This is a genomic window from Trinickia symbiotica (assembly GCF_003028655.1).
Classification (GTDB): Bacteria; Pseudomonadota; Gammaproteobacteria; order Burkholderiales; family Burkholderiaceae; genus Trinickia; species Trinickia symbiotica_A.
The window spans coordinates 131,168-150,666 of record NZ_PYUC01000013.1 but is presented as its reverse complement, the minus strand read 5'-3'; the positions used below and the strand labels follow the sequence as shown (position 1 = coordinate 150,666).

Below are 19,499 nucleotides of genomic sequence, written 5' to 3'. Positions count from 1 at the left end.
CAATCGGCTTGCCAATCGAGAGCCCGGGCCGATGACAAGCGCTCTTGCGCGTCTCATGCGCGAGACGTTCTTTGCGCGGGAACCGTCCGAGTCGCTCACAACGGCCGCGCTCGCCCTTTAGTCACGAGCCAATGGCGAGCATGGCGCGGGTATTGCAGTCCGCTCGCATCGATCCGGCGCATGGGTCGCGGCCGCTCGATGACGTCCGCACCGATGTCGGATCGAACTCATTCTTTCAGGAGTGTTCGTGATGAAAAAAACCGTGATCAGAGCGGCTGTCGCAGCCGCCTGTTTTTCGCTTGCCGCGGGGGCGTTTGCCGGCACGACGTCCACGACGTTCGGCGTTTCCGCAACCGTCAACGCAACGTGCGTCATCAACTCGGCGAGCGCGTTGTCTTTCGGCGCCTTCGACCCGACCCAAGGGGCTCAGGCCTCCACTTCGTCGATCAGCGTCAATTGCACCAATACGACGCCGTTCAACATCGGCCTCGACGCCGGCGCGGGCTCGGGCGCCACGGTGGCAAGCCGGGTCATGACGAGCGGCTCCAACACGCTCTCGTACTCGCTCTATCAAGATTCCGGGCACAGCACCGTATGGGGCAATACGGTCGGCACGGACACGGTCTCCGCCACGGGAGCGGGCATGGCCTCCGGCAATGCCATCACGAAAACGGTGTTCGGCTATGTCCCGAGTCAGCCCAACACGGTGCCGGGCAGCTATGCCGATACGGTGAAAGTCACCGTGACGTACTGACGGATCGCAAGTCCGCCGATAACACCAGCCCCCCAACGAGGGGGCGTAATGACTAGGGGGAGCCAGCCAATGATGATCCGAGCGATCCACCTGCTAGCCCGCGCCGCGACGGGCGCCGCGCTCGTCTCGACGTGCGCTGTCTCGCATGCGGCGAATTTCACCGTGACGCCCGTGAGGGTGGAACTGTCGGCTTCTCAGACGTCGAGCGCATTGACGGTCAAGAATGAAATGACCGACGAGCCGGTCGTCGTCGAGTTGAATACCGTGGCCTGGTCGCAAAAGGACGGCGAAGACGTCTATACCCCAGCGCCCGAGCTATTGGCCACGCCGCCCATTTTCACGTTGGCGCCGGGCGCGACACAGGTCGTTCGCGTCGGCCTCCGTCATCCGTCGGCGTCCGATCGCGAAACGAGCTATCGGCTCTATCTGCGCGAGGTTCCGCCACCGCCCAAACCCGGGTTCGCCGGCGTCCAAATCGCGCTGGAAATGCGATTGCCGATTTTCGTCAAGCCGCGCGTGCCCACGGCGCCCGCACTGCAATGGCACGTCGACACGCAAGGCAGTGGCCCCCTCGCCCTTTCGGTGACGAACGAAGGCACGGCCCACGCGCAAGTCGCCAACCTCGTGCTGACAGCCGGCGATCGGCCGGTTGCAACGTATCCGGGGTTCGCCTACGTCTTGCCCGGACAGACGCGGCGCCTCGTCATGCAGCCAGGACGAGATGCGCCCTCCGCGCCCGGCGGCGCCTTGCGATTGAAGGCTTATTCCGATGCGGGTGACATCGATTCGCCCATTGCGCAGCAGTGGCAGTAGGACGGTCGCGGCGCTGGCGATGCTGGCGGCGTCCGTGGCGAGAGCAGGCATGACGTTCCCCAATGACCTACCAGGCTCGCCGGCGGCACATCAGATCGTCGCCGAGAGCCCCGAGGAAATGCTTTTGCAATTCGACCTCAACAAGCAGGACCTGGATGAGACGGTGCTACTGCTAAGGGGCAAGGACGGTACCGTTTATGCGGCTGCGTCCGACCTCAAACGATGGCGCTTGCAAACACCGGACGTCACGCCGCTCATGCACAACAACGAGGCCTTTTACCCGCTGAAGGCGATCCCCGATGTCTCGTATCAGATCGACGAAGCTCACCTGACGATCACGGTGACGGCGCCTGCTCGAGCCTTTTTGCCGAGTGCATTCGATGAAGCGAGCAAGCCGCCTGCGCTCGCGGCGAAACCCGGCCTCGGAGGCTTCTTCAACTACGACCTCTACGCAGAACGCTCGAGCGGCCTCACTCATCAATCCGGCTTGTTCGAAGCAGGCATTTTCAACAGTCTCGGCGTGGGTGTCGGCAGCTTTTTGGTCAACGGCAACGATGTCAGCCGGCGCTTCACCCGGCTCGAGACCACTTGGACGAAGGACTTTCCCGAACGGCTCACCAGTCTGCGTCTCGGGGACTCGATCAACGACGCCGGAATGTGGGGCCGCAGCGTGAGGTTCGGCGGCATCCAATACGGCACGAACTTCGGCGTTCAACCCGGCTTTGTCGCGTTGCCGTTGCAAAGCATCGGCGGCCAGGCCGCCTTGCCGTCCACGGTCGAGCTCTATGTCAACAACGTGCTGAGCGGCACCAAGGAGGTCGCCCCCGGTCCATTCTCGATCACCAACGTGCCTGTGGTGACGGGTCAGGGCAATGTGCGCCTCGTCGTGCGCGACGTGATGGGCCGCGAGCAGGTGATCACTCAGCCGTTTTACGCGAGTGCCCGCCTGCTCGCACAAGGACTGCACGACTATTCGTACGAGCTTGGCGGCGTACGCGAAAACTATGGCATCGACAGCAACGACTACATTCAACCGTTCATCGCCGCCACACATCGGCTCGGCGTGACTGAGCGATTCACGGGGGAAGTGCACGGGGAGGCGCAAGCCCAACGACAGACCCTCGGGGTCGGCGCCGTTCTGCTCGCGCCGTCATTGGGCACTTTCAATGCGGCAATCGCCGCGAGCCATAGCCGGGACGGGGTTGGCGGCCTGCTTTTGCTGGGGTTCGAGCGTCAGGCGAGCCCCCTGAGCCTAGGCGTGCATGCACAGATGACCAGCAGCCGTTTCACGCAACTGGGCCTCGAATCCGGCATGCCCGCACCGCGCCTCCTGGCGAACGTGAACATGGGCGTGGCGATCCCTCACAACGGCTCGCTCGGGCTCGCCTACGTCTACCTCGACGATCGCGACGGTCACCCGACTCAGCTGGCCTCCGCAACCTACAGCACGGAGCTGGGAAATCTGGGCTTCGTCAGCTTGTCGGTCTCCAAAGCGTTGAACCAGTCCGGAAGTCTCTCGATCGGCATGTTCTGGACGAAGCCGATGGGCCCACGAACGACCAGCTCCATCAACGTTACTCGACAGCAAAATCGTACGGATGTCCTGACGCAACTCCAGCGCGGCCTGCCTCCAGGCGATGGCATCGGCTATAGCATCGAGCAAGGCGACCGCCGCACGTGGGACGTCGAGCTCAATGCGCAAAACAGGATCGGCAGCTACATGCTCGAAGGCGCGAGCCATGAGGGGCAAACTGGCATGCGCCTCGATGTCTCAGGCGGTGTTGCGATTCTTGACGGCATTCATCTCACTCGGCGCATCACGGACAGTTTCGCCGTGGTCAAGGTGCCGGATTTTCCCAATGTTCGCGTCTATGCCGACAACCAGCTCGTCGGGAAAACCGGTGCGGGCGGTGAAGCACTGGTGCCCAGACTGCGCGCGTTCGAGAAAAATTCGATATCGATCGAACAGATGGATCTGCCGTTCGACGCCAAGGTGGGCACGCTGTCGATGGATGCCGTTCCGCGGTTCCGCAGCGGAATGGTCCTCGAATTTCCCGTCAGCCACGCGCACGACGCGGTGCTCACGCTCGCGCTCGACGACGGAAGCCGCCTGCCCGTGGGCGCGACGGTGAAAATCGATGGGCAAGCTCAGGAGTTCCCCGTCGGTCACGACGGCGTGGTCTACCTCACGGGACTGTCGGCACGAAATCGCCTTCGCGCGGGCTGGCGCGGCCAGCAGTGTGACGTCGAGGTGCCCTTTCCCGCGGGCGCGGAGCCGCTTCCCGATCTCGGCACATTCGTTTGCAAGGGAGTTCGACAATGACGTACGTTCGAGAAACCGCGAGCTGGCGGCGCGCATGGGCCCGGCATGGCGTGATCGCGCTGGCCATGATGGCAGTGGCCGCAACATGGAGCCGCGATGGATCAGCCGCGACCTGCACCGTGTCGGCCAATCCGCTCAGTTTTGGCACCTACAGCACGACGAGCAACGCGACGAGCACGACGACGATCACCATAACGTGCGGCGGCTGGGGCAACGGCAGCAAGTCAGTCAGTTACACGTTGTCGGCAAGCGCTGGCTCCGGCAGCTATGCCAACCGTCAGTTGCTCTATGGCAGCCACACCGTTTCGTACAACCTCTATACGAGCAGTGCCTATACGACCATTTGGGGGGACGGCACCGGAGACGGAACGATCACCCTCTCGGGAACGATCACCAACCAGCAGCCGTCGGTTCCGATCACCATCTACGGCGTGATACGAGCGGGCCAGAATGCAGTGCCTGGAAGCTACGGGACGACCGTGCCGATCACGGTGACTTTGACTTATCAGTGACGGTGCCAGCTCGCTCGCCCACGGCGGTCGAGAATGAGCCGCCGACGCCGATGAAGCTCTGAAAGGATCGACGAAATGAAACGGACCCAGGGGAAGGCCGCTCGCAACGGGCGGGATGGACGGATAATCGGCTTCGCGCCACTGCTCGCGGCACTGACAGCGACGTCCTTGGCGCTGTTCTGCTTTCAAGCGGGCGCCAAGCAATCGATGCGGCAAATCACGATCGGGGCCACGGTACAGCCCTATGCGCAAGATGCCGCCGGTGAGCCGACCCAGCTTGTCATCACGAACAAGGACGTGAACCTCGGCTATCTCAACGTGCCCGACGGCGATAACCACAGCGGATCGACTCTCACGGTCAAGACGAACGACCGCGCCGGTTACACGCTCGTCTTCCAGGTCGCACCATCCGAACAAGCGCTCTTCTCGTCCATCCAGATTTATGGACTCGGCACGAGCGTAACTTTGCCCGCCACCGGCGGCACAGTCGCCATGCCATTCACGGGACCGACCACCAATCTGTCGCTGACCTACCGCTTCAACCTGGCGAAAAAACCGAAGGACGGTACTTACGGGTGGCCGCTGACGATCATCGTTCGGCCGAACTGACCGATAGCATCGCGGCCCCTCGCCACGGCGCAAGTCAGCGCAAAAATACGTATCAGCCAGGACGTGATTCAACTGGAATCCAGCGATTTTGAATCGGCGTGTGTAGCAGCTCCTGGCCGATACATTGAAATACAAAACATCTGAATGGACCGGATATAAAGCGGGTGATGCGCTCCGTCCGCCGTCGCGGAAAGCGCAATCGATCGAAAAAGCAGGTGATGTTTGTGGTCGCGTGGTCGGCCGCATCGATCTTCCGAACAACCAAACCGGAGCATTCGCCATGTCAGATCCCGTCAATATCCGCCGCCGCAGAATACTCGGTACGACGCTCGCCAGCGTCAGCCTGTTGGACCTGAGCCTGAACAGTCTTGCGAACGCCAAGTCGTCGCACACCGCTTCCGCGAAAAAACGCACGAGCGGCAATGCGTCGTTCGGCGAAATCCAACAGATCGACGCCGGCGTCCTCAACGTGGGTTATGCCGAAGCCGGACCGAAGAACGGGCCGGTGGTGATACTGCTGCACGGTTGGCCTTACGACATCCATAGCTACATAGACGTTGCTCCACTCTTGGCGTCTGCCGGCTATCGCGTCATCGTGCCGTATTTGCGCGGCTACGGCTCGACGCGCTTCCTCTCGGCCGATACGCCTCGCAACGGTCAGCAGGCTGTTACGGCTGTCGACATCGTCGCGTTGATGGACGCGCTGAAAATCGATCAGGCGGTGTTCGGCGGCTACGACTGGGGCGGGCGCACGGCCGATACCATTGCGGCACTATGGCCCGAGCGCGTCAAAGCGCTCGTATCCGTGAGCGGCTACCTGATCGGCAGTCAGGCGGCGAATGAGAAACCGCTACCGCCGAAGGCCGAACTGCAATGGTGGTATCAGTACTACTTCGCGACGGAGCGCGGCGCGCTCGGCTACGAGGCGAATCGGGACGCCTTCAACAAGCTGATCTGGCAACTGGCCTCGCCGAAGTGGGACTTCGACGACGCGACCTACGAGCGGTCGGCCGCATCGTTTCGGAACCCGGACCACGTAGCCGTCGTCATTCACAACTATCGCTGGCGGCTCGGGCTCGCTAAGGGCGAAGCCCAATACGACAGCATCGAACAGCGCCTGGCTACTGGCCCGACCATCTCCGTGCCGACCATCACCCTCGAAGGCGATGCCAACGGGGCGCCGCACCTTGAACCCGCGGGGTATGCAAAGAAATTCACCGGCAAGTACCTGCATCGGACCCTCGGCGGCGGCATCGGCCACAACCTTCCGCAGGAAGCGCCGGAGGCGTTCGCCGATGCGATCAAGCAAGTCGTGCAGTTGTGACCGAGCCGGTCAGACGCAACGTGCGCTCACGCCGGCGTTGCGTCGAGGCGATCGCTGCAGACCTAGGAAGCCCGTCATCGATTCGCCGGCGCAGCGAACGCATAGCCACTTTTTCGCGTTCGCTTCACCTGGTACATCGTTTCATCGGCTGCGGCGACGAGGCGATAGAGATCTTTGACCGAATCCGGCCAACAAGCGATGCCGATACTTGCGCTCACGCCTCGGAGTCCCATTTCCTCGGCAGTCTGCGTCACGCAAGCGCTCAAGCGTCGCGCGATCGAAGCAAGCTGAGCATCGCTCGAATATTCCCGGATCAGCACAGCGAACTCGTCGCCGCCTATCCGTGCGACGACGTCGCCCGCGCGAACGGCACGACGAAAGCGCCTCGACGTGCCGATCAAAAATTCATCGCCCGCGCGATGTCCTCGCGAGTCGTTGATGGCTTTGAATCCATCGAGGTCGATGTAGAGAATGGCAAGCTTGCCCGGCGGATCGTTGGAAGTCGCCGCCGCCGCTTCCTCGATGACTTCGAACAGCTTGCGTCGATTCGGCAGCCCCGTCAGCGCGTCGTGCAGCGCGGCGTGCTGGAACAGCGATGACTGCTCCGCGAGCTGCCGCGCCCGCTTCGAATACATCACGAGTGCGGTAATGAGTGCGCTGAATACGAATGCGGACAACACGATGAGGGCATTGGCCACGCCCGAGATACGCATTCGCAGATCGGCAGCCGTGCGGTCGCGCTGCGCGTGCCAATACGTCGACGCCGCGTCGAGCGAGGCGTCGGTGTCGCTCGCCACCGCGTCGGGTGAGAGCGCGGCCCCGGTGACGTGCGGAGACGCGAACGGGCTTGCGTCCTCCAACGCCGCAAGCGTTTTGACGCGAGCGACGAGGTTCGCTTGCGCGCGCCGATAGTCATCGGCCGCGGTCTGATCGAGATCGAACGTTCGCTTGGTTTCGCTCGCCGCGACGGCGGCGGCTTGCGCGCGCCCGACCGCTTCGACGACAAGCGCGACGTATTCCTGCTTGAGCTCGTCCGAGAATATCGCGCGGGCCTGCACCGCGAGGAAGAGCAAGCCTGTCAGCAGCGCGAGCAAGGAGGCGATGGCCATCGCCCGCGGTCCCACCCGCAGGGCGCGCGCGAGAGCACGCTCGGCCCGGTCGCGCAGCGGGCGCGGCCGTCTAGGGACGTGCGTAGAGCTCTGGCCGATATCCGGTGCCATGGCGGCGGTGGCTTGCACGGTGGAAGAACCAGGCGATCCGCACGAACGGGTTGCGGCTCGCTTTGCCCCGCGGCGGCGCCGTACTTCCGCGGGCCTGCGCAGGCGAGCGGCTAGCCCGGGCCGAACCTGTCGCCGCCACGGGCGATTCGGCAGGATCCTGCGAATTCGCCGCGGACGGCTCAGCGGCGGAGGCGGGCTGAGCCGACGCGACATTGGCCCCGGTCGCTGCGCCCACGTCAGGCGCGTGCGTTACCGTGCCCGCGCGGATGGCCACCGACGCCGCCGCGGGCTCACCGATTCCGAGCGCCTGCCTGGCACTCGCCAATGCATCGACGTACACACCCTGATCGTGATGAAACCAGACGCCGTACGCAACGGTGCCCGCGACCCCAAAAGCGAGGGAGCTCGCCGAGGCGATCCACAATGCGAATCGTCCATACCGAGCCTGCTTCGGAGGGGAATCGCGATCGGCATCGCCATCGAGGTTCACGTCCGGTTCCGGCATTTCGCCAAGCCAATTCATTGCAACCTCTCCGAATCCTTACGCCCGACGCGCGACCCCACGCAGTTTCCGCCGAAGGCGGAACGCCGCGAAAAGACTGCCGGAAAATGTAATCCCGCCGCACTTCACTGACAACCCGCCACCAATAAGCAATTGGCGGGCCGCGGGCGCGGGGCCGCTCGAACGTGGATTGAGCGCGCGGACGGCCATCGTCAGCACGCTCGCGAGAAGCGTGCTGACGCGATGGTGCCGGCAGCCCCTGCGCTGGAACGGATTCGGATCGGAACTGCTTGCCGTGTAGTTATTACGCGGCCAGCTTCCCAGCTTCTACAGGATTGCGCGCGGGCAACACGAGCGAGACGACGATCGCCACGACCGCGTTCGCGACCAGCGCGATGAGGCCGATGTAGAGCGGATAGACATTCCCGAACACGTGCAGCGGAAACACCGGCTTGAGCTGCTGCACGGCGGCGAGCCCCGTGCCGAGCGCAATACCGACGAGCCAGCCGAGGAAAAGGCCCGTGGAGCTGAGGCGGCGGCAATAAAGCGTGAAGACGATCGCCGGGAAAATCTGCAGAATCCAGACGCCGCCGAGTAGTTGCAAGTCGATCGCGAACTTGGTCGGCAAGGCGACGATGCAAACCAGCGCACCGAACTTCACGACGAGCGAGACGAATTTCGCCGTCGACGCTTCGCTTGCGGGCGACATATTCGGAGAAACGAGCGGGCGCCACAGGTTACGCGTGAAGAGGTTCGAAGCTCCGATCGACATGATCGCGGCAGGCACCAGTGCACTGATCGCGATCGCGGCGGCGGCGAAGCCGATGAACCACGACGGAAACAGCGTATTGAAGAGGGCGGGCACGACATCGCTTGCCGACTTGACCTGCACGCCGGCCGCGATCGCCATGTAGCCGAGCAATGCGATGAGGCCGAGCAGCAACGTGTAGGCGGGCAGGAAGATGGCGTTCTTGCGGACGGTGTTGGCCGATGCCGAGGAGAGCACGCCCGTCATCGTATGCGGATACATAAAAGCCGCGAGCGCGGAGCCGAGCGCGAGCGACGCGTACGCCGTGAACTGTGTCGGCGCGAGCACAATCCCGGTTGCGCCGCCCTTGGCCTTGAAATGCGCATCGGCCAATTCGAACACATGCCCGTAGCCGCCGAGCTTTGCCGGAATCAAGCAGACGGCGGCAATGACGACGATATAGATCATGATGTCCTTGACAAACGCGATCATCGCGGGTGCGCGCAATCCGCTCGTGTAGGTGTAGAGCGCGAGGATCACGAACGCCACGACGAGCGGCAACTCACCTGACACGCCGAGTCCCTTGATGACGACTTCCATCCCGACCAGTTGCAGCGCGATGTACGGCATCGTCGCGACGATGCCGGTCAGCGCGATGGCGGCCGGTAGCCATTTGCCGCCGTACTCGCCGTGGACGAAATCGGCGGCTGTGATGTGGCCTTTCGCATGCGCGATCTGCCAAAGCTTCGGCATCACGGCAAAGACGAACGGATAAACGATGATCGTGTACGGCAACGCGAAGAAGCCATACGCGCCGACGGCATAGACGAGCGCGGGCACCGCAATGACGGTATACGCCGTATAGAAATCGCCGCCGACGAGAAACCAGGAAATGATCGTGCCGAACTGGCGACCGCCGAGCCCCCACTCGTGCAACTGCGTCAGATCACCGCGCTTCCAACGTGCGGCAAAGAAGCCGAGCACCGTAACGAGCGCGAAAAATGCGATGAATACCGCCATCGCCACCGGATTGATCGGATTCAGCGCGTTCATTTGAGCCCCCGGTAGACCAGATAGATCAGTAGCGACGTAACGGGAACCCAGAGGAATTGATACCAGTAGAAGAATGGGAATCCGGCGAATGCGGGCATGCGCTCGTTGTAAAACGGCAGCCAGAGCAGCGCTACATAGGGGATGAGCAAAATGAGCCAAAGCCATGAACGGCCGGCTGAACGCGCTTGCGTCGTCACTGTTTTCTCCTCCAAAGCTCGTGTGGAATCAGGGTTTGAGGCACGGCGGACAGCCCGGGCGGCATCGATTCACGAGGGAGACGCGCACGGCCAGCGCGCGGGTGGCAGCCGAAACCCCAATGCGGCACCGGGATCGCGGCGAGTCTCCTGTGGTTATCGTTGTTATCGGCGAGGTTAAGAGTCCGTTCGCCGCGAGCCTGCTCGACTATTACAAGGCTGGATAGAGTCCGACCGGCGCTAAGTATTCCCGATCGCTGGGTTGCTCACAACCGCAGCACTACGGAAGCGCGTTACGTAGGACTACGTAGTTGCGGGGCGGCGGTAAAGGTCCTTGAGCGCCCATTAATCGTTCTTAGGCGCTCGCGGCGCTCAAATCCGGCATGATGCGCTTCATGAACTGGTCGAACAGCGGCACCGTGAACGCCGTATCGCCGTGTGCCGGGCTGTAGATCATTCCTTTCTTGATGAGCGCATTGCGCACCGGTGCGATCGATTGGACCTTCACACCGAGCAACTCGGCGATTTCACCCGAGCGTTGCGCACCCGCGCCGAGCTCCGCGAGTGCTCGCATGTATGCCTTTTCGCGCGGAGTAAGGCGGTCGAAACGCATTCGGAAGAAGCTCTCGTCCAGCCGGGCGATCGAGCGGCGCGTCGCTTCGTTCACTGCCTCGACGTCAATCGGACTGGCTGGGGCAATATTCCAGGCCTGATAGCCCCACTCTTGCAGGAAGTAGGGATAGCCTTCGGTTACGCGTACGACCTCGGCGAGGGCGTCCTCGGTGAAACGTACGCCCTCGCTTTGTACAGGTTCAGCGAGTGCCGCCGCGGCATCCTCCGGAGCAAGCGGCCCTATAGCCGGAAAATCGAAGAGGCGCTCGGCATAGGACTTCGAGCGGCCGCTCAAGCCGACGAGTTGCGGCAGGCCCGCGCCTATGACGATCAGCGGCAACTGCTTCTGCGCGATGCGATGCGCAGCCATGATAAGGGCGCTCAGTTCGGCCTCCGTGAGGTACTGCACCTCATCGATCAAGATCGCCACGGCAACACCTCTGTCTTGCGCCGCCTCGGCAACGGCGCTGAGGAGTTCGGGCAGGTCGGCCTCCAGGTCGCCCGAGTCGGCCGTACCGCGCTCGGGATCGATATCCAGCCCAATTTCAATGTCCTGGATACGCAGTTTGACGCCGCTGACGAAGCTCTTCAGTACGCGCAGGCCTCGCTTCACCCTGGCGCTCAGGCTCGCCATGCGATCGAGCGCAAACAGCAGTTGTCGCAACGGCGCCGCGAGCAACGCCGCCAACGATTTGCCTTCATGTGCCTCGACGAAAACGGACTGGTAGCTGGCGTCTTCGGCGATTTGTTGAATGCGGTTGAGAAGCACTGTCTTGCCGACGCCGCGCAGACCAATAAGGAAAAAGCTCTTCGCCGCGCGCCCCGCTTTGACGCGAGCGAGCGAGAGTTCGGCCTGGCGCAGAAGCTCGCGACGGCCAGCCAGCTCGGGCGGTGGCGTTCCCGCGCCCGGCGAGAAGGGGTTCAGGAGGGGATCCATGAGTCGTCGATTTGAGCGATGTTACTCGAGTTTATCATTGTTATCGTCCAGGCAGATAAACTCGAGTAACTTTACTATCGACGGCAGACCTTCTCGAGAAGCGAGGACGCAACGGGACGACGACGCCGCTAGCTTATGCGGGGCAGGCGGCACGTTGCGACTTGCCGGTCAGCGGATTGATTGCCCAGTTGTATGCAAGTCGTTATAAGCTCATCGGCGGCAATTGAAAACGCCAAATTACAAGAACTGGACGGGGTAATGAAAAAACAATCTTCGCGGTCGCGGGTAGCCGGTCATAAGGGATGCGTTGGTGAATTTCCATGGAAATTCGTCCGCGCAGCGGTCATCGTCGCCGTGACAAGCGGTTTCGCTACAGAACATTCGCTTGCCGACGAAGCGTCGGAATCAGCCGTTGCGCCAGTATCGGCAACGAGCGTTTCGCGCGCCGCTGTCGAGCCTGAAATCGTCTCCATCACGGTGCCCGGCGTAGGCACGTTCGGGGGCGATGTCGCCATGCATACCGAAGTCTATAAACCCGCGGGCGACGGGCCATTTCCCACGCTGATCTTTTCGCACGGGCGCGCGGCCGACGGCTTGGACCGCGCCAAGCTCGCGCATCCCATCGGCAATGGGCATGTCAGATACTGGCTGGCGAAGGGCTTTGCTATCGTCGCGCCGGTCCGTGTGGGCTATGGCAAGACGGGCGGCCCGGATATCGAGGATTCCGGAAGCTGGTTCGACTCCTTCGGCACCTGCAGAAGCCGGCCCGATTATCGAAAATTGGCGAGAGTGACGGCTCAGGAAACGTCTGCCGCCATCAACTGGGCACGGGCGCAGACCTGGGTCGACAGCAAGCGCATCGTGCTCGAGGGCGGCTCGGTTGGCGGATTTGCGACGGTCGCGACCGCCGCGACGCATCCTTCAGGCGTGATCGCCTATATCAATTTCGCGGGCGGAGCCGGCGGCTTGCCGGATCGCTCGCCGGGCCACAGTTGCGACCCCGAACAAATGAAGGAGGTCATGGCCGAACTGGGCAAGACGACCGCCTTACCGGGTATCTGGCTATATGCCGAGAACGACCACTACTGGGGACCGGAAGCTCCTCGCCGGTGGTTCGATGCGTTCGTATCCGGAGGCAGTCCCGCGGAATTCGTCAACCCGGGCGAATTGGCTGGCCACGATGGGCACTTCCTGCTCTCCTACGGCGGGAAGATGTGGTCGGTGCCTGTGGACCGTTTCGTAAAGCAGTTCGGATTCTGAATTGGAGCCCGGCAAAATGTCGTCCAACGCGGGCAGTTCCTGCTCTCGACTGTGCCGCGACCTTCGTCATGCCGCGCGCACGGGCCGAAATCGTAGAACAAAAAGCGGGCCCCATCTCTGGGACCCGCTTTTGTATTGGTGCGGCTGCAGGAATCAAATTCATGGCTACAACCCCGCCCCCACCGAACAAAGCAAATTTCCACAAAGAAAAATACCAACAATTGTACCAACATAGCTCTTGGATGTTATCGGACTTCCGCGAACGTCCACCACGCTATCCCGAAGTTCCTGCATCTGTCGCTGCAGATAAGGCAAGACGCTTGCGGAATTTCATTCCTGTAGGCGTACGTGGGGCACCCGTTCCTCGTCCGGGTGGATGTTCCTTTGAAAATGTGTCGGGGTTATTCCCAAATCGCCGACCGCTCGGGCTGCGGTTGCGTAAAGATTGTTGAGAATAAATTTCACAAAGACGATTGGCGACAAGGGAGCCGTAACTGGAATGCGACAGTTTTTGTACTGCCCCAACGTCAGATGCGACCTAGGATGCAGCACCGGCCTGAAGAGCTTTTCACTAACATCGAAATCGAACCTAATCGGAAACGCCACAATATTTTTGGCGAGAATATCGGCGTAAATATAGTCATCCTCGTATATCTCCGGCTCGTTCTGGTAAGCCTCAAGCGATGGAGAAGGAAAATATGCCAAGCGATGCGAGGTGAGCACTCCGGCCGTAAACGAATAAAACATTTGTATTAGCGCACCATCCAACATTCGGACGTTGAACGCTCCTGCATGGTCAAGCGCGCTGTATATCTCCTTGTAAGAAATATTTCTCAGCGACAGGCTGAGATCCAATTCTGCGCCCAACCCAATCTGGGTTACGCGCTCGGGAAAATTTTTTACAGAGGGAAAGTTTTGCTCATCCACGAAACTTAGTTCGATAAGCTTAACGGTCACCGCGGTAATTTGTTTCACAACCTCGTCGGGAGTCAATTTATTCCCCCCTCAAGAAACGCTGCAACCGCTCCCTAAGTTCATCCGGAATATCGCCCATACTTGTTTGCCCAGCCTCGATCGAACCAAGAAGCTCAGACAGAGTTTGAACTTGCATTTTCAAAGCAGATTTCTCTTGCTCCGAACGATCCCGATTAATGATTTTTAATTTTTCACGCTGCGCCGCCGTGGGATACGTAAAATCCAGTGTGAAATTGTGAGCAGCAACCCGCTGAAACTCTTCGGCAAGCCCCCCCATTCTTGGGCCAATGCCCGACACCCGCACCCAAGCCTTGCTTCGTGTTATAGCGGTAAACAACCTGCTACGAGCAGTAGCAAGCTCCGATGGCAAGTATGAGCTGAAGCAGTCTTGCCCGTTGATGACATAAACCATTGCCGCTTCGTTGCCCTTAGCGCGAAACACGCCGGTAAAAGTGACAACGTTCGGTTGGAAGAATATGTCGCGCGAATTCGTAACGCCAGCAATATTCGAATTGATGCCCATCGCGAAAAGCTTTGCGCGGGCCGCCGCAACCGCCCTCTTTGTCTTTTTTGGATCGGGGTTTATAACTACTATATCTTCGGGTAGCAGTTCATCTACCTTAATGTTATGTTCAATGCATTTAACAAGCCAGTCCGTCTGCTCTTCCTCGGAAGCAAACGTGCTGAACTGAATCAGGTCTTCGAGTGGCGAGTGCGTTTCCAAGAACTGCGGGCTAGTTCTATCTGTCCGCTCCAACATGACGCGCCTGCCGTCCGCCAAGTCGCCGTCCGCGATCCGATACCCAACCTCTTTCCATAGCGACGGTTCGTCGAATATCTGCACAAGGCCGCCAGGCTCGCGATAAACGCCGAATCCCAAAGCGTGTGCAGTTGCGAGCACAGGACGGGAATTGCGATAGCAAACGTCCAATGTAATGTCTTGTCGCGGCTGACCGGGTCGATGCTGACCAAAAACAACCAGTGGACGGCCAGCGCTGTCGTTTCCGAAAATCTCTTCAGGTGACGGAAGTGAAGTCTCAGTCAAGCTCTGAAGCTCATCATAAGCATATACAAGCCGCTTGGGTTGGCGCAGCAGTGAATGGCAAATCTGCAAAAACGATGGCGAGAAATCTTGCGCCTCGTCGACAAGGATCACGTCATAAATCTCGGCTCGTCGAACTGCCTGTGCAAGCGCACTCTTGCAAGCTCCGCCGAATGGGTCCTTGTCGCCGAAGTTGTCACGAGCACTTCCAAAATCAAAGTATGTTGCTCCGTTCTCTGTACAAAAGCGGTAGTAGATTCCGTCGTCGCTTGAGCCAGCCGGTGAACCCCATGCGTGAATAATGTCAATTTGGCCCCAATCAGGCTCTTCGCTCGTCTGCTCAATCGCAAAATTGTTGATCAGTTTGCGGAACTGCTCCTTAAGAGACCGAGTGTTGAACGTTACAGCGATCTTCCAATCGGGATGCTGGGCGTGAAGGTAAGCCACCTTTAGCGCCAATACGATCGTTTTACCCGACCCTGCAAGCCCACGAATTCGCTGAACACCATCTACCGTTTCGATCACCGCTTCACTTTGGCGGCTATCCAGGTTTGCAATGGAGTCCTCAAGGCGACGCACTTTTGCGCCGCGTGATTCAGAATTCGAGACGGCAGGCCGTCGGCGCCCTTTTCTAATCGTGGAAATTGCTTGAATCACCGAGGCTAGCGCGTCATAGAGATGAGGCTGGTCCCAATGTATTTTCTCGACTTCCGCCAACAAGTTTCCGTTGTTCGCAAGCGGATAGCCGACCCTAGCATATGAATTAATATTAGCTATTGCGGGAACATAGGTGATTACCGTGAGCAAAACACCAAGCTGCCGACCTTGAGTCAGACTCGGATACTGAAAAAGCTTCGCAGTGAGTTTGTTGAATGTCTCGTCTTGAGCCTGCTCGAAACCGTCAATACCCTTGCCCTCGACCAAATTGAAGGCGACGAGTCCACGGTTCGGACTCAGCAACACCGCGTCTAGTGGGAAAGCACCGTCCGGCGTACCGATGATCGGATAGCCGATGTACAGCGTTCCGTCCAGCGTCAGGTCGCTTTCGAGGCGCTCGGAAAGTTGCTGCGCGGCTGCGGGCTTTCGCGTGGTACCCCAGATTGTCGTAATCATCGTAAAAATTCACAGGCAATTCGCACGGTCGCCATTCTACGGCTTGCCTCGTCCGCCTCCTAGTCAGCCGAACGGCCATTGATCTGCAGAAGCGCGGTCCCGCCCACGCTGGAGGACCAGCACTCGAATTCTAAAATCCGCGCAGTGACTGCCCCGGTAAAAAAACGTCCGTCTTATTACCGCGCTGGAGATCGTCACCCGAGTGGTAAACAAGTCCTTGTAAACGGGATGATTACCATATAAAATGATTACCATGATTATTTACCGGGGTTGCTATGTCCCGCACGTTCCTCTACGCGCGTGTTTCGACCGCTGACCAGACCAACGACAACCAACTTCTTGAAGCCCGTACTGCGGGCTTTGTGGTCCAGCCGCGCCATACGGTAGCTGAGACGATTTCTGGAAGCGTTCCGGCTGCGGAGCGCCCCGGCTTCTCGAAGTTGCTGGAGCGCTTGGACGAGGGCGATACGCTTGTCGTCACGAAGCTCGATCGATTGGGCCGCAATACGACTGACGTGCTAGCGACAGTCGAGCGATTGGCCGCGCTCGGCGTCCACGTTCATTGTTTGGCACTGAAGGGCGTTGATTTGACGAGTGCGTCCGGCAAGCTTCACATGACTGTCCTCGCGGCCGTTTCGCAATTCGAGCGCGATCTACTAATCGAGCGCACGCACGCCGGATTGGCTCGAGCAAAGGCAGAAGGAAAAAAGCTGGGGCGTAAAGACGCGCTGACGCTGCAGCAAAAAGAGGACATCCGGCGAAAGCTAGCGGCGGGCGCTACTGCGCGCGGACTGGCGAAAGAGTATGCCGTTTCGCATCCGACCATCCTCAAAGTGTCGCAACGCGGCTAGGCGGAACCCTCACGCTCGGAGGGCGACTCTCGCGGGAGTTCGCGCAATCGATCCAACACCCAGTACCATTGATCATGGCAAAACGACGCAGCAAAAAAGGGCAACCCGGCCGAGTTCTCGGGACGTACACATGGGCCGACGGCGGGGCCGCTGTCGGCGAACTGCGACTAAAAGGTGCGAATACGTTGCTCCGACTTCACTCTCACCAAACCTTAGGACCAGTGGAGGCGGGAAGCTGCATTGAAGGATTGGCGTATACCGGCGAACGTCTCACGCTCATTGATTGCCACAGTCCCGGCATCGGACATACCAGTTCGAAGGGCGCCCCGACGATCTACCATTCCGATGTTTTTCCACACTACGTGGCCATCGGTAGACTGCACCTTAAACCAGATCAGCCTGGTATCCGGGCAATTCAATTTACAACGACCGACCTGCCGGTGGTGTTTTACGACTTTGACGCGTTCAGTCATGTGATCGACGCTAAGCCTATTATCGACTCGGTGCTACAAGAGCGCCGTCGCATACGACCGGTGCAGTCGGGCGAATCACCCCAGGTCCTCTACTTCACCGGAAAGGACCGCATTATTGAAGTGTCGACGGTTATTGGTAAGGTGTCTGTCCATCATCGCCCCAGCTCCAACATGGGTGGCCCGTCTGGGGTCTTCATCAAGAACCGTATCGTCGTTTCGATCGAGCCGGAAACTGCCGTTACCTTCGGTGAAGCCATCGAGCGGATGTATGAACTAGTGGGTTTTGTGTCAATGGCAGCTGGGCGCACTCAAGAGATCGATCACATTTACGTCAATACCGCCGAAGCACTCGACGGCATCCCTCAATCCCTGGCTATTTTTTCTAGCTACGGTTGGAAGGCTCGCGATAAAGACGAACAACGAGAACCCAGCCCGGGAGATGTTCCGCTCGATCCAATCGGCTACCCTGGTGAGTTCGACGCCGTACTTTCCGATTGGCTCGGCCGCCACAGCGGGTGGCGAATTGCGCGAGCGCGGTACCTGGACTGCCTCCAAAAGGCAAACGAATATGGCCCGGAGCGGATAGTTGCGGCGGCAAATATGTTCGACATCTTGCCCACAGACGCAGTGCCGCTGGCTACGGCGCTTACCGACGATCTGGTCGCTGCAAGGGACGCTTGCAAGGCAATGTTTCGAAAGCTTCCCGTTAGCATCGATCGGAACAGCGCTCTCGATGCGCTTGGTAGGCTTGGCAAGCCCTCGCTGCCGAAAAAGGTGGCGCATCGAACGTCGATTGTCGACTCAAAGCTCGGAAGGTGTTTTCCCGATCTCCAGTTCGTGGCCAGCGTGGCTGTGAAGTGCCGCAATTTTTTTGTCCACGGCAGCTCCGCTGATATCAACTATCAAAAAGTGGAACATCTTCTACCGTTTCTGACGGATTCGCTCGAGTTCATTTTCGCTGCGTCTGACTTCATCGAGGCTGGCTGGGACGCTCGGCGATGGGAGGCTAGGCCATACAGTTGGGGGCATAGCTTCACCAGATTTCGCGGTGAGTACGAAATGTCACTAGCAGAACTCCGACGCGTAACCGGGTCGTAGGAATGTTGTTCACGGCGAAGCGGGAATGCTTGGACACAAAAAATACGGAGCCCAAGGTGTTATGCAATGCAACAGCGCCGCGGACTTTTCGATTGATGAGGCTGAGCAGGACTTGCTAAAAGCTCGCGCCCGTGGTGGCAAGGTCCGCATCGGTCAAAGCAGGACGCCGATGCGCCTCACAACCGCCCCGGCTACACGCATATAAACCGGCTTCTAGGAGCGTCCCGGCGGTGGCGATAGTAAAAACTGCTCCAAGCCATAGTACGGTGTCGCGGTCTGCGCAAACGCATTTTTCCCTTGTGCCAGCGCCGCTAACATGTTTAATTGACTCGCCGGCTTTTTGGCTTGAAGCCAATCCCGAAATGATATATTTATAATATCACCCTGATACTGAGATGGCTCCCAAATATCTTGAAGGTCTGCGAATCCCTGGTAGACCGGATAGACGATACTTTTGTGATAATCGGTCAAATTTTGATAAACACTCGTGGCAATCTGAACTGGAAGGCGTCCGTTTTTGTTACCCTGATGACAGAGATTTGACGCCTCATTGACGACATCGCCCATCCACACAACATCATTGATCCCGGAGCCCTTGAACCCCGACTTTATCATCAACGCACGGCCATATGAAATGCCGATGCCACAGCTTATCGTGGAGTACCCCTTCTGCTCCAATCGCCAGTTAAGATGTGCGATCAGAGAATTTAGAGAGGCTGTCGCCAGAAGCGCGCGATTGATACTCTCCTGGTACGGCGTATCGAATATTCCGCTAACGCAATCTCCGGCGATAAAAATTTCTTTGCATTCATCGAGCGCATTTAGGACGGCGACGCATTCGCTGATATAACTTCGATATATCTTGCCGAGGACCGGCGTATTATGAGAGGAAGTAAGCTTCGAGCTATCGCGAATATCGATAAATACCGCAGTGCAGTAGACGTAGAAACCATTTGTATAGGTGAGCCTTCCCCGATCTGGGATGCTCTTTAGTTCTTCGAACGCCCCCGCTGGCGCATCCAGAATCTCCTGCAACCGAGAGTCACTATCGTTACAGTAGTAGTCGCGCTGGTTAGTTTCCATGTT

The 19,499-nt window shown here is 59.4% G+C and carries 17 protein-coding genes; 9 read left to right on the top strand and 8 right to left on the bottom strand.

Annotated elements, in window-relative coordinates; genetic code table 11:
* Window positions 1-250 precede the first annotated feature (250 nt).
* The 6 genes from C9I57_RS24175 to C9I57_RS24150 all read left to right on the top strand — a co-directional run bounded on the left by C9I57_RS24175 (window position 251) and on the right by C9I57_RS24150 (window position 6,335).
* The gene (locus tag C9I57_RS24175) at window positions 251-754 is read left to right on the top strand and encodes a Csu type fimbrial protein (RefSeq protein ID WP_107153118.1); all 504 of its coding nucleotides are present in this window, start codon (window positions 251-253) and stop codon (window positions 752-754) included.
* A 69-nt stretch (window positions 755-823) separates the two neighbouring features.
* Window positions 824-1,567 carry a fimbrial biogenesis chaperone gene (locus C9I57_RS24170; RefSeq protein ID WP_308836370.1) on the top strand — a complete coding sequence of 248 codons (744 nt, stop codon included), beginning with the start codon at window positions 824-826 and terminating at the stop codon, window positions 1,565-1,567.
* A gap of 49 nt (window positions 1,568-1,616) precedes the next feature.
* Window positions 1,617-3,890 (top strand): fimbria/pilus outer membrane usher protein, encoded by a 2,274-nt coding sequence (locus C9I57_RS24165; RefSeq protein WP_107153181.1) that lies wholly within the window; start codon window positions 1,617-1,619, stop codon window positions 3,888-3,890.
* Window positions 3,887-4,402, top strand: coding sequence for a spore coat protein U domain-containing protein (locus tag C9I57_RS24160; protein WP_107153117.1), 516 nt, complete (start codon window positions 3,887-3,889; stop codon window positions 4,400-4,402). Before C9I57_RS24165 ends, C9I57_RS24160 begins: the two co-directional genes overlap by 4 nt.
* A 75-nt stretch (window positions 4,403-4,477) precedes the next feature.
* Complete coding sequence (locus tag C9I57_RS24155; protein ID WP_258187798.1) at window positions 4,478-5,011, top strand: hypothetical protein; 534 nt, start codon at window positions 4,478-4,480, stop codon at window positions 5,009-5,011.
* Window positions 5,012-5,291: 280 nt separating this feature from the next.
* Window positions 5,292-6,335, top strand: a complete 1,044-nt coding sequence (locus C9I57_RS24150; protein WP_107153180.1) for an alpha/beta fold hydrolase — start codon at window positions 5,292-5,294, stop codon at window positions 6,333-6,335.
* 74 nt (window positions 6,336-6,409) lie between these two features.
* Here the strand turns inward: C9I57_RS24150 and C9I57_RS24145 are convergent, their stop codons facing one another.
* The 5 genes from C9I57_RS24145 to C9I57_RS24125 all read right to left on the bottom strand — a co-directional run bounded on the left by C9I57_RS24145 (window position 6,410) and on the right by C9I57_RS24125 (window position 11,601).
* Window positions 6,410-7,444: a GGDEF domain-containing protein gene (locus C9I57_RS24145; RefSeq protein WP_107153116.1), complete on the bottom strand. Its 1,035-nt coding sequence runs from the start codon at window positions 7,442-7,444 to the stop codon at window positions 6,410-6,412.
* A 70-nt stretch (window positions 7,445-7,514) separates the two neighbouring features.
* Window positions 7,515-8,078, bottom strand: a complete 564-nt coding sequence (locus C9I57_RS24140) for a hypothetical protein (protein WP_107153115.1) — start codon at window positions 8,076-8,078, stop codon at window positions 7,515-7,517.
* 283 nt (window positions 8,079-8,361) lie between these two features.
* Entirely contained in the window at window positions 8,362-9,858 is a 1,497-nt protein-coding gene (gene mctP, locus C9I57_RS24135; protein WP_107153114.1) for a monocarboxylate uptake permease MctP, read from the bottom strand.
* Complete coding sequence (locus tag C9I57_RS24130) at window positions 9,855-10,055, bottom strand: DUF3311 domain-containing protein (protein ID WP_018440375.1); 201 nt, start codon at window positions 10,053-10,055, stop codon at window positions 9,855-9,857. The genes mctP and C9I57_RS24130 overlap by 4 nt, the downstream gene beginning before the upstream one ends.
* 352 nt (window positions 10,056-10,407) lie before the next feature.
* Window positions 10,408-11,601 carry an AAA family ATPase gene (locus C9I57_RS24125; RefSeq protein ID WP_107153113.1) on the bottom strand — a complete coding sequence of 398 codons (1,194 nt, stop codon included), beginning with the start codon at window positions 11,599-11,601 and terminating at the stop codon, window positions 10,408-10,410.
* A 258-nt stretch (window positions 11,602-11,859) separates the two neighbouring features.
* Here C9I57_RS24125 and C9I57_RS24120 point away from each other — a divergent pair, with 258 nt between their 5' ends.
* Window positions 11,860-12,861: an alpha/beta hydrolase family protein gene (locus C9I57_RS24120; RefSeq protein ID WP_107153112.1), complete on the top strand. Its 1,002-nt coding sequence runs from the start codon at window positions 11,860-11,862 to the stop codon at window positions 12,859-12,861.
* Window positions 12,862-13,191: 330 nt separating this feature from the next.
* Here C9I57_RS24120 and C9I57_RS24115 read toward each other — a convergent pair whose 3' ends face one another.
* Window positions 13,192-13,836 (bottom strand): DUF2290 domain-containing protein, encoded by a 645-nt coding sequence (locus C9I57_RS24115; RefSeq protein WP_219909908.1) that lies wholly within the window; start codon window positions 13,834-13,836, stop codon window positions 13,192-13,194.
* Window positions 13,837-13,855: 19 nt separating this feature from the next.
* Window positions 13,856-15,991, bottom strand: a complete 2,136-nt coding sequence (locus C9I57_RS24110) for a DEAD/DEAH box helicase (protein WP_107153111.1) — start codon at window positions 15,989-15,991, stop codon at window positions 13,856-13,858.
* Between the two features lie 275 nt (window positions 15,992-16,266).
* On the opposite strand from C9I57_RS24110, the gene C9I57_RS24105 reads away from it, so the two are divergent.
* A complete protein-coding gene (locus C9I57_RS24105; protein WP_107153110.1) occupies window positions 16,267-16,842 on the top strand; it encodes a recombinase family protein in 576 nt (191 codons plus the stop codon).
* Between the two features lie 74 nt (window positions 16,843-16,916).
* Window positions 16,917-18,413 carry a HEPN domain-containing protein gene (locus C9I57_RS24100; RefSeq protein ID WP_146166255.1) on the top strand — a complete coding sequence of 499 codons (1,497 nt, stop codon included), beginning with the start codon at window positions 16,917-16,919 and terminating at the stop codon, window positions 18,411-18,413.
* Between the two features lie 213 nt (window positions 18,414-18,626).
* On the opposite strand, the gene C9I57_RS24095 is transcribed toward C9I57_RS24100, so the two are convergent.
* A complete protein-coding gene (locus C9I57_RS24095; protein WP_107153108.1) occupies window positions 18,627-19,496 on the bottom strand; it encodes an adenylate/guanylate cyclase domain-containing protein in 870 nt (289 codons plus the stop codon).
* Window positions 19,497-19,499: the final 3 nt, after the last annotated feature.

Bases quoted from the DNA above. Each gene is read 5' to 3' on its own strand.
- C9I57_RS24175 (WP_107153118.1), top strand. From the start codon at position 251: ATGAAAAAAACCGTGATCAGAGCGGCTGTCGCAGCCGCCTGTTTTTCG.
- C9I57_RS24140 (WP_107153115.1), bottom strand. From the start codon at position 8,078: ATGAATTGGCTTGGCGAAATGCCGGAACCGGACGTGAACCTCGATGGC.
- C9I57_RS24105 (WP_107153110.1), top strand. From the start codon at position 16,267: ATGTCCCGCACGTTCCTCTACGCGCGTGTTTCGACCGCTGACCAGACC.
- C9I57_RS24100 (WP_146166255.1), top strand. From the start codon at position 16,917: ATGGCAAAACGACGCAGCAAAAAAGGGCAACCCGGCCGAGTTCTCGGG.
- C9I57_RS24125 (WP_107153113.1), bottom strand. From the start codon at position 11,601: ATGGATCCCCTCCTGAACCCCTTCTCGCCGGGCGCGGGAACGCCACCG.
- C9I57_RS24095 (WP_107153108.1), bottom strand. From the start codon at position 19,496: ATGGAAACTAACCAGCGCGACTACTACTGTAACGATAGTGACTCTCGG.
- C9I57_RS24170 (WP_308836370.1), top strand. From the start codon at position 824: ATGATGATCCGAGCGATCCACCTGCTAGCCCGCGCCGCGACGGGCGCC.
- C9I57_RS24110 (WP_107153111.1), bottom strand. From the start codon at position 15,991: ATGATTACGACAATCTGGGGTACCACGCGAAAGCCCGCAGCCGCGCAG.
- C9I57_RS24150 (WP_107153180.1), top strand. From the start codon at position 5,292: ATGTCAGATCCCGTCAATATCCGCCGCCGCAGAATACTCGGTACGACG.
- C9I57_RS24160 (WP_107153117.1), top strand. From the start codon at position 3,887: ATGACGTACGTTCGAGAAACCGCGAGCTGGCGGCGCGCATGGGCCCGG.
- C9I57_RS24165 (WP_107153181.1), top strand. From the start codon at position 1,617: ATGACGTTCCCCAATGACCTACCAGGCTCGCCGGCGGCACATCAGATC.
- mctP (WP_107153114.1), bottom strand. From the start codon at position 9,858: ATGAACGCGCTGAATCCGATCAATCCGGTGGCGATGGCGGTATTCATC.
- C9I57_RS24120 (WP_107153112.1), top strand. From the start codon at position 11,860: ATGAAAAAACAATCTTCGCGGTCGCGGGTAGCCGGTCATAAGGGATGC.
- C9I57_RS24145 (WP_107153116.1), bottom strand. From the start codon at position 7,444: ATGGCCATCGCCTCCTTGCTCGCGCTGCTGACAGGCTTGCTCTTCCTC.
- C9I57_RS24155 (WP_258187798.1), top strand. From the start codon at position 4,478: ATGAAACGGACCCAGGGGAAGGCCGCTCGCAACGGGCGGGATGGACGG.